The sequence below is a fragment of the Amycolatopsis sp. NPDC000009 genome (assembly GCF_055563465.1).
The window spans coordinates 174,386-186,943 of the sequence record NZ_JBVHDI010000002.1; the positions used below are offsets into that span (position 1 = coordinate 174,386).

General features: G+C 68.3%; 9 protein-coding genes. 7 read left to right on the plus strand and 2 right to left on the minus strand.

Annotated features, from left to right (window positions below):
* Positions 1-42: 42 nt before the first annotated feature.
* Positions 43-414, minus strand: coding sequence for a winged helix-turn-helix transcriptional regulator (locus ACZ3HL_RS06865; protein WP_465410704.1), 372 nt, complete (start codon positions 412-414; stop codon positions 43-45).
* A gap of 125 nt (positions 415-539) precedes the next feature.
* Here ACZ3HL_RS06865 and ACZ3HL_RS06870 point away from each other — a divergent pair, with 125 nt between their 5' ends.
* The 7 genes from ACZ3HL_RS06870 to ACZ3HL_RS06900 all read left to right on the plus strand — a co-directional run bounded on the left by ACZ3HL_RS06870 (position 540) and on the right by ACZ3HL_RS06900 (position 11,525).
* A complete protein-coding gene (locus ACZ3HL_RS06870) occupies positions 540-1,523 on the plus strand; it encodes a zinc-dependent alcohol dehydrogenase family protein (protein WP_465529360.1) in 984 nt (327 codons plus the stop codon).
* A gap of 289 nt (positions 1,524-1,812) precedes the next feature.
* A complete protein-coding gene (locus tag ACZ3HL_RS06875; RefSeq protein WP_465529362.1) occupies positions 1,813-4,827 on the plus strand; it encodes a patatin-like protein in 3,015 nt (1,004 codons plus the stop codon).
* A gap of 224 nt (positions 4,828-5,051) precedes the next feature.
* Positions 5,052-5,543, plus strand: a complete 492-nt coding sequence (gene ectA / locus ACZ3HL_RS06880) for a diaminobutyrate acetyltransferase (RefSeq protein ID WP_465529364.1) — start codon at positions 5,052-5,054, stop codon at positions 5,541-5,543.
* A 38-nt stretch (positions 5,544-5,581) separates the two neighbouring features.
* Positions 5,582-6,832, plus strand: a complete 1,251-nt coding sequence (gene ectB / locus ACZ3HL_RS06885) for a diaminobutyrate--2-oxoglutarate transaminase (RefSeq protein ID WP_465529366.1) — start codon at positions 5,582-5,584, stop codon at positions 6,830-6,832.
* 44 nt (positions 6,833-6,876) lie between these two features.
* Positions 6,877-7,266 (plus strand): ectoine synthase, encoded by a 390-nt coding sequence (locus ACZ3HL_RS06890; protein ID WP_007033454.1) that lies wholly within the window; start codon positions 6,877-6,879, stop codon positions 7,264-7,266.
* A gap of 24 nt (positions 7,267-7,290) precedes the next feature.
* Positions 7,291-8,190: an ectoine hydroxylase gene (gene thpD / locus ACZ3HL_RS06895; RefSeq protein ID WP_465410714.1), complete on the plus strand. Its 900-nt coding sequence runs from the start codon at positions 7,291-7,293 to the stop codon at positions 8,188-8,190.
* Between the two features lie 545 nt (positions 8,191-8,735).
* Positions 8,736-11,525, plus strand: a complete 2,790-nt coding sequence (locus ACZ3HL_RS06900) for an AfsR/SARP family transcriptional regulator (protein WP_465529368.1) — start codon at positions 8,736-8,738, stop codon at positions 11,523-11,525.
* 281 nt (positions 11,526-11,806) lie between these two features.
* Here the strand turns inward: ACZ3HL_RS06900 and ACZ3HL_RS06905 are convergent, their stop codons facing one another.
* Positions 11,807-12,457, minus strand: a complete 651-nt coding sequence (locus tag ACZ3HL_RS06905; RefSeq protein WP_465410717.1) for a DUF4190 domain-containing protein — start codon at positions 12,455-12,457, stop codon at positions 11,807-11,809.
* Positions 12,458-12,558 lie beyond the last annotated feature (101 nt).

Below are 12,558 nucleotides of genomic sequence, written 5' to 3' on the forward strand. Positions count from 1 at the left end.
CACGCGCAAGGACCGCATCCAGAGGACGAAACGCGGGGAGGGTCAGGAGGCCTTCGTGGCGTCGTAGGCCCGGCGTGCTTCGCCCACGATCGCCCGGTGTTTCGAGGCCCAGGCGGAAAGCGCGTGCAGCGGCTCGTCGAGTTCGGCGGCGTGCGGCGTGATCTCGTACTCGACGCGCGGCGGGACCTCCGCGTAGACCGTCCGCGTCACGAGCCCATTGCGTTCCAGGTTCCGCAACGTCAGCGCGAGCATCCGGCGGCTGATCCCCTCGATACCGTGTTCGAGCTCGCTGAACCGTCGCGGTCCGCCGGTCAGCCGGACCAGGATCTGCATCGTCCACTTGTCACCGACGAGCCCGAGCACCTCGCGCAGCGAGCAGGGCTCCTCGTCGGAAAAATCTTCGGCGTCGCTCATGGCGCTGACCTCGTTCGTAACAGGCTTGTTCCGTCGTGACACGAAAGTGCCGTCTTCCAGCGGATTCGATCGTGTCAGACGATCTAGGACGTTACAAGTCGTAACGGACTCTCCAAGGGGATGACATGAGCAAGGCAGTACTTTTCCGTACCGAGGGCGGGCCCGAGGTGCTGGAGGTCGTGGACGTCGAGATCGGCGAGCCGGGCCCGGGTGAGGTGCGGATCTCGATCGAAGCGATCGGTCTCAACCGTGCCGAAGCGATGTTCCGCGGCGGCTACTACTTCGAACGCGCCGAGCGGTTCCCGGCGGGTCTCGGCTATTCGTCGTCGGGCGTGATCGACGCGGTCGGCCCGGACGTCACGGGTTTCGCGCCGGGCGACCGGGTCACCACGATCGCCGGGTTTTCCCAGAAGGAGTACGGGGTCTACGGCGAGCAGGCGATCGTCCCGGCCAGTGCCACGCTGCACCGGCCGGAAGGGCTCGGCTCGGTGGACGCGGTCACGATGTGGGGCTCGCTGCTCACCGCCTACGGCGCGATCATCGACGAAGGCAAGGTGCGGGCGGGCGACGCCGTGCTGATCACGGCGGCCTCCAGCGGGACGGCGCTGGCGGCGATCGAGGTCGCGAACCACATCGGCGCCACCACGATCGCGACCACCCGCACGCCCGCGAAGAAGGAACGGCTGCTGAAAGCCGGTGCGGCACACGTGATCGTGACGAGTGAGGAAGACGTCGTCGAGCGCACCAAGGCCTACACCGGCGGCCGCGGCGCGGACCTGGTCTTCGACGCCATCGCCGGGGAAGGCGTGCGCCAGCTGTCCGAGGCGACCGCGGAGGGCGGATCGCTCGTGGTCTACGGCGCCTTGGACACCAAGGAAACCCCGTTCCCGCTGTGGTTCGCGCCGACCATGCGGATGTTCAACGCCTTCGGCATCACGCTGAATCCCGAACGGCTCCGCCGGGCCGACGCCTTCGTGCGCGCCGGTGTCCGGGCGGGTTCGTTCCAGTCCAGGGTCGATCGCACGTTCCGGCTCGACGACGTCGTGGAGGCGCACCGGTATCTGGAATCGAACCGGCAGTTCGGGAAGATCGTGCTCACCGTCGGCTGAGTCACCTGGGCAGGCCGCTGAGGTTGCGAAAGCCACTTTCCCAACCTTCAACGTTGCGAAAGTGGCTTTCGCAACACTCCACTCACGACCACCTGGACCGAACCGGGAGTTTCGCGTGACTGGACGGACGACACGTGTGATCAGACGGACGACACACGTGACTGGACGGACGACACGCGAAACCGCCCGGCCGCAGGGCCTTGCCCGTACGGGCGCACCATCGGCGGTACCCGGGATCCTCCGCCCGGTCTAGAGTGCCCCCTGCACAAAAGCCTTGGGGAGGGCGCACATGGCCGACGCGGGAAGCCCGTGGCCGCAGGAGATCCGGCTGGCGATGACCATGGTGGGCGGGGCGAGCCTCGCGGTCTGGATGGGCGGGGTCGCCACCGAGACCTCGCATCTGTTGCAGGCGTCGAGAACGCCGGAATCGAAAAGCCCGTACCGGGCCCTGCTCGATCTGCTCAACGCCACCGTCTCGCTCGACGTGCTCACCGGCACGAGCGCGGGCGGTATCAACGCGGCGTGCCTCGGGCTGGCCGAAGCCTTCCGGTCGAGCCCGCAGGTACTGCGCGACACGTGGATCAGCACGGGTTCGCTCGACAACCTGATCCGCGACCCCGGTGAGAAGGAACCGCGTTCGCTGCTCGACGGCGACAAGGTGCTGCTCGGCGATCTCAAGGACGCGTTGCACCGGATCACCGACAAGGCGACGGTGAAACCCGACTGCCCCGACATCACCGTGCTGCTCACCGGCACGATGATCGACGGCGAGACGACCAGGTTCGACGACGCGCTCGGAAACCTGGTGCGGGACACCGAACATCGCCTCCTGTTCCGCTTCGACGCTCCTTTGTGGACGGATGACGTGGTCGGCCCGCTCGCGCTCGCCGCGCGGTCCACCGCGTCGTTCCCCGGCGCGTTCGAGCTCTCCCGGATGCCGATCGGCGAGAAGACCGGCCCGCTGCATCCGGACATGACGAAGTACACCGACGTCACGCGCTCGCATTGGCTCACCGACGGCGGGGTGCTGCTGAACAAGCCGCTGCGCCCGGCGCTGCGGGAGATCTTCGAACGGCAGTCGCATTCGGACGTCCGGCGGCTGCTGCTGTACGTGGTGCCGACGGCCGAACGCGAGGCCGAGCGGGTCGCGGTCGATCCGGAGCGGCCGCCGCTGCTGGGCAGCGCGATGAGCAAGGTCGTCGGCACCGTGCTGAGCCAGACGATCAGCGCCGAACTGGAGGATCTGACCAGGCACAACGACGCCGTCGTCCGGACGAGGGGGACCCGGGTCACCCTTGCCGCGATGGGGGTTCGCGGTGGCCCGGACTCGCTGGTCGACCAGCGGCTGATGAACGACTACCGCGACCGGCGGGTACAGGAGGACGCCACCGCGCTGGTCCGGGAGGCGACGCGCAGGCTCTCACTGTCCGATGTGGAGGATCAGGGTCGCCAGTGGGCGTCCGGGACGGCGGCGCAGCTGCGCGCGGCCGCGGCGGCCGGGTTGCGGGACGGCCTGCCCGCCGAGCCGCCGAAGGACGGCTGCGATCTCGCGGATCTCGTCGCCTTCCGCACCACCGCGCTCGACGATTCGGTCGCCACCGGCTTGCAACTGGTGAACGCGGGCTTCCGGCTGGATCCCTCGCCGGAGCAGGCGGTGCAGCTCAACCGTTGCCGGGTGCTGCTGCACGAAGCGCGGCACAAGGCCGCGCGGGGGAAGCGGCTCGCGGGCTGGGTCACCGAACAGGAGCCGCCTGCCTCTGACGTCACACTGGCCGCCTGGATCGAAGGCCTCGCCGAGGAGTGGGCCGCGCTCGGCCGTTCGGACACGCTGAAGGAGGCGTGGCCGCTCGTCGTCGCCGCGCTGCGGCAGGCCACCCCGATCCTTTTGCCGCTGGCACAGGCGAAACCCGAGGCCGAAGCCGCCGACACGGTCAGCACGCTGCTGGCCTGGACCGGGCTCACCGCCGACGGTGGGAACGCCACCGATAAGAGTGCCGACGCCAAGAGCACCGTTGATGGAACTGCCGACCCCGTCGTCACCTCGCGGCTCGTGCGCCTGCACATCGCGACCAGGGGACTGCTCGCGCAGCCTCCGTCGGTCGACCAGCGGGTCGACCTCGTCCAGGTCAGCGCGGATTCGCGGACGCTGCTGGACATGAAGCGACGCCGTTCGTGGGACAAGCTCACCGGGATGCAGGCCGATTACTTCGGCGCGTTCTACAAGGCGTCCTGGCGCGCGAACGACTGGATGTGGGGCCGGGTCGACGGCGCGGGCTGGCTGGTGCAGTGCCTGCTGGACCCGAAACGGCTGCGTCTGCTGCGCGACGTCGTCGGGCGGGACGCGTTCCGGGCGCGGGTGCGGGACACCTTCGAGGAGATCGGCTGGCGACAGCCGGGCACGGAAGACGGGCTGTCCCAAGAGGAAGCGGACGCGCTGCGCGCGCAATTGGACTGCGAACTGGCTTTCCTCGGCCTCGACGGCGAACTCGCCGACGTCGAAACCGAAGCCGTCCTGCCGATCAGCATGCCGGTGACGGCGATGGTGCTCGCCAGGGCCCGGCAGCTGGAGATCGCGCGCGAGGAGCTGCCGTGTGTCGGCCTCCACTGCGGACACGACGCGAAAACGGCCAAGGGGAACGGGAAACCGTCGGAACGGTTCAGGAAACTCATCGAGGACGAGCCGGAAACCGACGAGCAGACCCAGCGCGCGTTCCAGGCGTGCCAGGTCTCCGGCGAACGGTTCGAACACGAACGCGGGACGATGCTCCTGACGAAGACACTGGTCAAGGCGGGCGCGGCCGGGATCAACGCGGCCGCCGGGGCGACCAGGGTGCCGAAATCGGTCCAGCCCGCCGCCACCTTCGCCAAGGCCACCGGGCGCAGCGCGTGGTGGATCACGCGCGGGGCGGCCACCTTGCCGTCGCCGTGGAACGTGCTCGCCGCGCTCATCACCGTGCTCGCCGGCTTCGTCCTCGGTGGACAGGGCGGTCCGGTCCTGCAATGGGTCGGTGTGCCGGTCGCCGCGGGCGCCATCGTGTTCCTGGCGGTGAGCCTGATGACGTTGCGCAAGACGTGGCGGATGGTGCTCACGGTGCTCGGCGTGCTGGTGGTGGCCGCCCTGCTGTTCGCCGCGTTCCTGCCACCGGTGCGCGACCCGCTGTTCGGCTGGCTCGGCGACGTCGTCGCGGGCTGGCGGCGCGGCGAGGCGCCGGTGTGGTGGCTGGTCGTCTGCCTGTTGCTCGTCCTCCCCGCCATCTGGACGCCGATCGGTTCGCTCGCGGGTCGCAAGCGGCGTCGTGAATAGCGGAATCAGGTGCCGAATCGCGCGCTGACCGTGCGACGAAGTGGTAACGGTTGGTATCGTCACGTGCAGTGAGACCGCACCGAAGCGGCCTTACCCACGCGTGCTGCGCTTCAAACGTTACCGTTACCTTTGTCACGTGTGTTTCGAGGTTGTTGCAGGTAGCCGCGCTGCCGCCGCCGCGGGCGATCTGACCGCGCCCGAATCCTCCGGTACGTTTCTTGGACATGTCCGGAAAGCACTTGATCGAAAATCCGACCAAGGCAGACGGTGCCGCGCTCTGGAGAATCGCCCGCGATTCGAAGAAGCTCGATCTCAACACGCCTTACGCCTATTTGCTGTGGTGCCAGGATTTCGCCGACACCTCGGTGGTCGCGAAAGTCGACGGTACCCCGGTCGGCTTCGTGATCGGGTACCGCAAGCAGGACGCCGGCTTCGTCTGGCAGGTCGCGGTCGACGCGTCCCAGCGAGGAAAAGGCCTGGCCGGAGCTCTGCTCGACGAGCTGTTCGACCAGTTGACCGCCCAGGGCGTCCGGTACCTCGAAACGACGATCACCCCGGACAACGAGGCTTCGATCCGGTTGTTCGCCTCGTTCGCCAAGCGGTGGAACGCCACCGTCGAACGCCAGGATCTGTTCTCCGCGACGGATTTCCCGGCCGAGGCAGGAACGCATGAGCAGGAGGACCTGTACCGAATCGGTCCGCTCAGCAGTCAATAGAACGTAAATCCGGGGATCTCAGGGAGAAAGAAAAAGTCATGAGCATTTTCGAGGAACTCGAATCCGAGGTGCGCAGCTACAGCCGCGGCTGGCCCGTCGTGTTCGACAGGGCGCAGGGGAGCTACCTCTACGACGAGGACGGCAAGGCCTATCTCGACTTCTTCGCCGGCGCCGGCGCGCTCAACTACGGGCACAACAACCCGGCGCTGAAGCGGGCCCTGATCGACTACATCGCGCGTGACGGCGTGACGCACGCGCTCGACATGTTCACGGTGGCCAAGCGGGACTTCCTCCAGACCCTGCAGGAGAAGATCCTCCGGCCGCGGGATCTCGACTACAAGGTCGTCTTCCCCGGCCCCGGTGGCGCCAACGCGGTCGAGGCCGCGCTGAAGCTCGCGCGCAAGGTGACCGGCAAGGAATCGGTCATCAACTTCACCAACGCCTTCCACGGGATGACGCTGGGCGCCCTCTCGGTGACCGGTAACTCGATGAAGCGCGGCGGCGCGGGTGTCCCGCTGGTGCACGCCACCCCGATGCCGTACGACAACTACTTCGACGGCTCCATCCCGGACTTCCTGTACTTCGAGAAGCTGCTCGAAGACTCCGGCAGCGGCCTGAACGAGCCCGCCGCCGTGATCGTCGAGGGCGTGCAGGGCGAGGGCGGCATCAACGCCGCGCGCGTCGAGTGGCTCAAGGCGCTGGACGACCTGTGCAAGAAGCACGGCATCCTGCTGATCCTCGACGACGTCCAGATGGGCTGCGGCCGCACCGGCCCGTTCTTCAGCTTCGAGGACGCGGGCATCAAACCCGACATCGTCTGCCTCTCGAAGTCCATCGGCGGCTACGGCATCCCGATGGCGCTGACGCTGATCCGCCCGGACCTCGACGTCTGGGAGCCGGGTGAGCACAACGGCACGTTCCGCGGCATCAGCCCGGCGTTCGTCACCGCGACCGAGGCGCTGCGCGTCTACTGGAGCGACGACGAGCTGGAGAAGTCCACCAAGGCCAAGGGTGAGCGCATCGCCGCCGCCTTCCAGGGCATCGTCGAGGCGTACCCGGACGCGAACCTGTACGCGAAGGGCCGCGGCCTCGCCCGGGGCATCGAGTTCGCCGACGGCGACCTCGCGGGCAAGGTCTGCGCCGCCGCGTTCGAACGCGGGCTGCTGATGGAGACCTCCGGCCCCGACGGCGAGGTCATGAAGGTCCTGCCGCCGCTCACGCTGACGGACGACGAGCTCACGAAGGGCCTCGCGATCATCGACGAGGCCGTCGCCGCCGTCCTCGATTGACCCGACCTGACCGCCCTCAACCAGGAACGAGAAGGAGTTTTCCGTTGCTTGTCAGAACCCTCGACGAGGTCACCGACACCGACGCCGACATCAAGACCCCGAACTGGCGCAGCAAGCGCATCGTGCTGGCCAAGGAGGGCGTCGGTTTCTCGGTGCACGAGACCACGCTGTACGCCGGGACGGTCAACGACTTCTGGTACGCGAACCACATCGAAGCGGTGTTCATCACCTCCGGTGAGGGAGAGCTCGAAAACACCGCGACCGGCGAGGTCTTCCAGCTGAAGCCGGGCACGTTGTACCTGCTCAACGACCACGACAAGCACCAGGTCCGGCCCAAGACCGAGATCAAGTGCGTCTGCGTGTTCAACCCGCCCATCACCGGCCGCGAGGTCCACGACGAAAACGGCGTGTACCCGCTCGTCACCGAACCCTAGAAATCGCTCGAGGAGGCGACTGCATTGACGCTGACCGACACCCGAGTCGACGACAGTTACCCGACCCGCATCACGGGTACGCCCGAACACCTGCCCAGGACGCACCCCACCGTCTGGGGCACCGAGGCCGACGGTCCCTTGGACGCGGCCACGCTCGCCAACCACGAAACGCGTGGTTACACCGTCGTCGACCAGTTGCTGTCGCCCGGCGAGGTCCAGACCTACTGGCAGGAACTCGTCAGGATGTCGTCGGGGGACCACCGCGACGACGAGCGCGTCATCACCGAGGCCAAGACCGGTGAGGTCCGCTCCATCTTCGACGTCCACGAGACCAGCGAGCTGATCGCGGAACTCGTCCGCGACCCGCGCGTGCTCGACCGGGCCCGGCAGATCCTCGGCTCCGAGGTGTACATCCACCAGAGCCGCGTGAACTACATGCCGGGCTTCAAGGGCACCGGCTTCTACTGGCATTCGGACTTCGAAACCTGGCACGCCGAGGACGGCATGCCCGTGCCGCGCGCGGTCAGCTGCTCCATCGCGCTCACCGACAACTACCCGTTCAACGGCGGGCTGATGGTGATGCCGGGTTCGCAGCGGACCTTCGTGCAGTGCGCCGGGGAAACCCCGGAAGACAACTACAAGAGTTCGCTGAAAGAGCAGCGGGTCGGCGTCCCGAGCGAGGAGGACATCACCGCGCTCGCCGCCGAATACGGAATCGACCAGTTCACCGGGCAGGCCGGTTCCGCGCTCTGGTTCGACTCGAACGTGATGCACGGTTCCTCGAACAACATCACGCCGTACCCGAGGTCGAACATCTTCGTCGTGTTCAACAGCGTCGAAAACGCGCTGCGGGAGCCGTACGCCGCGATCGAACCGCGTCCGGCGTTCATCGCGGGCCGCGACTCGACCCCGTTGTCGCGCTGACGGAACCGCAGGTCGCGAAGGCCTTGACGGGGCGCTTGTAGCCGTCGGTGTGCACCCTGTTACGTTGTCGCCACGTGAGCGGGCCAGTGGGCTCGCTCACGTAGGTGTTGTCGACGACCGAACGGGTTCTTCGCTCGGGGTGAGCCCACCCGGACGGACGTGGACGCCGATGTCCGATGTGGGTCGCGCCCCCAGGCGGCCCAAGTCGGACATCTCCCGGCTCCGTGCCATCAGATCGGGACTGATGGCACGGGGCCTTTTTTCGTGTCTTGATCCAGGGTCGGTCCGTGAAGGCCTCCTTGAGGGACTCTGGGTCCCTCAAGGAGGCCTTCACGGACTTGCGGGTCCTGCCTGCGGGCAGTCCACAGTGGACAGAAGGCGATTGGGGTATTTGTCCGGATCGTCAGGTCGTGAGGGGCTCCTTCCCTACCCCTGAAAGTAGGGAAGGAGCCCCTCACGACCTCAAGCGTCCTGGTTGGCGACGTCTCCGCGCGGTAGGTTGGCTGTTCCGGTAAGGGGAGAGATCGGAGGGAGGGGGGCTTGTCATGGGCGAAAGCGGTTCCCCTGCCCGCTTCCAACTCCTCGGCCCCGTGCGCCTCCTCGACGGCGAACGGCCGGTCCCCGTCGGCGGTCCCGGCGTCCGCGGCCTGCTCGCGCTGCTGGCGCTGAAGGTCAACAAGGTCGTCGCGCTCGACGAGATCATCGACGCGCTCTGGGGCCACGACCCGCCGGCCACGGCCCGCACGATCGTCCACGGCAACGTCTCGCATCTGCGCCGCGTGCTCCGGGGCATCCAGGGCGACCATCCGCACGGCGCCCGGATCCTCACCGCGCCGCCCGGCTACCAGCTCACCGTCGAACCCGAGCGGATCGACGTCCATCGCGCCCGATCCCTGCTGGAGCGGGCTTCGGCGGAGGAGCCGGAGAAGGCGTCCGAGCTGCTCACCGAGGCCCTCGCGCTCTGGCAGGGGCCCGCGCTCGCCGGGGTTCCGGGGTCGGTCCGGGCTCCCGAGCTGGAGGATCTGCGGCTCGCCGTCCACGGTGCCAGGGTCGACGCGGACCTCGAACTGGGCAGGCACGCCGAGCTGATCGTCGAGCTCAGCCCGCTCGTCCGGGCGAATCCGCTCGCCGAGCGCACGGCCGGTCAGCTGATGCGCGCGCTCTACCACGCCGGCCGCCGCGGTGACGCGCTCGAGCTCTACCGCACGGTGTCCCGGGCGACCCTGCGCACCCTCGGCGTCGAACCCGGCGCGGACCTGCGCTGGCTGCACGAACGCGTCCTCAACGACGACCTGCCGGTCAAGGTCGTCGCGGAACCGAAGGCCGAGGCGGCGCCCGTCCAGCAGCTGCCGCCCGCGGTGCCGAACCTCGCCGGGCGCGAGGCCGACCTGGCCTGGCTCGACGAACTCGCCGAGCGCGCCGAAGCGGGCGAGACCGCGGTCGGCGTGGTCACCGGGACGGCCGGGATCGGCAAGAGCAGCCTGGTGGTGTGGTGGGCGCATCGGGCAGGCCGCCGCTTCCCCGACGGCATCCTTTTCGCCTCGCTGCGGGGTTTCGACCCGCATCATCCGCCGCTGGAGCCCGCCGACCTGCTCACCCAGTTCCTGCTCGGGCTCGGCGTCCCGGCCGAGGGCGTCCCGGAACAGGTCCACGAACGCGTCGCCCTCTACCGTTCGATGATCGCCGGGCGCCGGATGCTGGTCATTCTCGACAACGCCCGGAGTGCCGAGCAGGTCCGGCCGTTGCTGCCGCCCGGTTCGCGGTCGATGACGCTGGTGACCAGCCGCTCCCGGCTCGACGGGCTCGCCGTGTCCAACGCCGCCAGACTGCGGGTGCTCGGCACCCTCGCGCCCGGCGACGCCGTCCGGCTGATCGAGGAGCTCGCCGGGCCCGCCGGCTTCGACCTCAACCACGCGCTCGCCCGGCTCTGCGGCTATCTCCCGCTGGCGCTGCGGATCGCGGGTGCCCGGCTCGCCGCCAGCGCGCAGTGGTCCGCGCGGGATCTGGTCGACGAACTCGGCAACGAACGGACGAGGCTGGCCGCCCTCGACGTCGAAGGCCCGGACGACGGCGTCCGCGCGGCGTTCGACGTCTCGTTCCGGGGGTTGCCGCCCGAGGTCGCGGAGACGTTCCTGCGACTCGGCGTTGTCCAGTGCGTCTCGGCCGGTTCGCATCTGACGGCGGCGATCGGCGGGATCACCGTCGCCGAGGCACGGCGGCATCTGCGGGTGCTCGCCGCGCACAACCTGCTCGCCGAGACCGGCCGCGATTCCTTCGTCCCGCACGACCTCGTCCGCCTGTTCCTCCGTGAACTGGCGGAGAACGAACTCGGCGAAGCCGACCGGGAAGACGTCCTGTCGCGATCGGTGCGGTTCTATCAGGCCGTCGCCGACCGGGCCCGGCGGAAGATGCTGCGGATCGTCGATCCGCTCGATTTCACCGGGGCGCTGACCGACGAGCAGACGCCGCCGATCGGTTCCTTCGACGAGGCACAGGACTGGTTCACCGCGGAATGGGAGAACCTGATCGAGGTTCTCGAAGCCGCCCGCGCCGCCGGACGCCACGACGACGTCTGGCGGCTGGCCAGGGTCGCGCACACCTATCGCGCGGTGTACCCGCTGCTGGACGAGTGGACGCGGCTGGTCGGGATCGGGCTGGAGGCCGCCGAGCGATCCGGCGACGTCCTCGGCCGCTGCTGGATGCTCATCTCCCGCTGCGCCATCGCCCTCACCTTCGAGCTGCCGCAGGGCTGCCTCGCCGACGCCGAATGCGCGCTGGAACTCGCGACCGCGATCGGCGACGACCGGCTGACGATCTCCGCGAACATCCACCTCGGCTCCGCGCTGACCCTGCTGGGACGGCACGACGAGGCGATCAGGACGCTGCGGCGCGTGGTCGAGGAGACCGAGCGGACCGGCGATCTCGAACTGCGCGGGCAGGCGCTCAACAACTGCGCCGAGGCCGAAAAGCGGGCGGGGCGGTTCATCGAGGCGATCGGGCATCAGGTCGCCTCGCTGGAGATCGACCGCACGCTCGGGGATGAGAGCTACGTAGTCGTCTCGCTGAACAATCTGGCCGAACTGAGCCTGCGGATCGGCGAGCTCGCCGCGGCCGAGCGGTACGTGTGGGAAGCCGTGGACCTGACGATCAGCAGACGGTTCGTCCTGCAGGAGGGCGTCCTGCGGCTGACGCTGGGCAGGGTGCTGCGGGCCGGGTCGGATGTGGACGGTGCCCGCGAGCAGTTCGCGCTCGCGCTGAAAATCCTCGCGGACGCCAATCCCAAGCTCGCCGCGCTGGTCCGTGCGGAACTCACGGACCTCGACGAAAGTCCGTGAGTGATCCTTAGCGGATTCTTAGTGGCCTCGCCGCGCACGCGCGTAGGGTCCGGTTCAGTGTCGATCGAGCCCTAGGGGAGGGGCATGCGGTAGTGATCGGCGCTCGGGCGGGCCCGTTCGCAGGTCCCGTCTGAAGAGCCGCCAGGAGCGGCTCGTGGCGGTCCGGCCGGTGGAGGTGGGGGCGATACCGGCCGGCCGCCAGGCGGCACCCCCGCGTTTCGTCCTCTGAATGCGGTCCTTGCACGTGCAACTACCGCGTTCAGAGGACGAAACGCAGGGGATCAGCCGGTGCCGGCGGTGCACAGGGCGATGGTCTGGCCCTTGTTCTCCGCCACCTTCTTGCCGTTCACCAGGATCGTGCAGGCGATCTGGTTGCTGACCGACGAGTTCCGGGTGTCCGCGGTGACGGTGAGCAGGTAGTCGCCCGAGTTGAAGGACGCCGTGCCGCGCCATTCGTCGGTGCTGGCCGGGGTGGTCTCGGTCCGCTGGTCGTTGAGCGAGCCGTACCGGATGGTCGCGCCGCCGGAAGCGCTGACGACGAACTCGACGGTGTTCTTGTCCCCGGCGACCGCCGGGACGTGCAGCCCCGACTCGCCGGTAGCGAAGAAACTGGTGTAGACCAGTAACCCGCCGGCGGCCAGCAGTCCGGTGATCGAAAGCGCGAGCCCCGCGATCCCCATTCCCTTCTTGTCCGCTTCGCCCTTCTTGATTTTGGTCAAACCGATCACGGAAAGAATCAATCCGATCACGGCGAGCGGCCATGCGGCGATCCCGGCGACCGGGACGAAGGCGACCCCGACCGCGGCCAAGCCGACCAGGAAACCCGCGATGACCACGCCGTTCTTGGGTTTGCGGTGCCGGGTTCCGTGCGCGGCGAACCCAGGGCCGTAGCGGGTGGCAGGCGGGTGCGGGACAGGTGGATCGGTCGGCATACATGCCCTTTCGGAGGCTTCCGTCCGAAGACGTTAACCCATCGTTCGGGGCAATGGCCGAAATTGTTACCTGCCGGAAAAAGTCATCATTCAACGATGAT

Bases quoted from the DNA above. Each gene is read 5' to 3' on its own strand.
- ACZ3HL_RS06865 (WP_465410704.1), bottom strand. From the start codon at position 414: ATGAGCGACGCCGAAGATTTTTCCGACGAGGAGCCCTGCTCGCTGCGC.
- ACZ3HL_RS06870 (WP_465529360.1), top strand. From the start codon at position 540: ATGAGCAAGGCAGTACTTTTCCGTACCGAGGGCGGGCCCGAGGTGCTG.
- ACZ3HL_RS06875 (WP_465529362.1), top strand. From the start codon at position 1,813: ATGGCCGACGCGGGAAGCCCGTGGCCGCAGGAGATCCGGCTGGCGATG.
- ectA (WP_465529364.1), top strand. From the start codon at position 5,052: ATGTCCGGAAAGCACTTGATCGAAAATCCGACCAAGGCAGACGGTGCC.
- ectB (WP_465529366.1), top strand. From the start codon at position 5,582: ATGAGCATTTTCGAGGAACTCGAATCCGAGGTGCGCAGCTACAGCCGC.
- ACZ3HL_RS06900 (WP_465529368.1), top strand. From the start codon at position 8,736: ATGGGCGAAAGCGGTTCCCCTGCCCGCTTCCAACTCCTCGGCCCCGTG.
- ACZ3HL_RS06905 (WP_465410717.1), bottom strand. From the start codon at position 12,457: ATGCCGACCGATCCACCTGTCCCGCACCCGCCTGCCACCCGCTACGGC.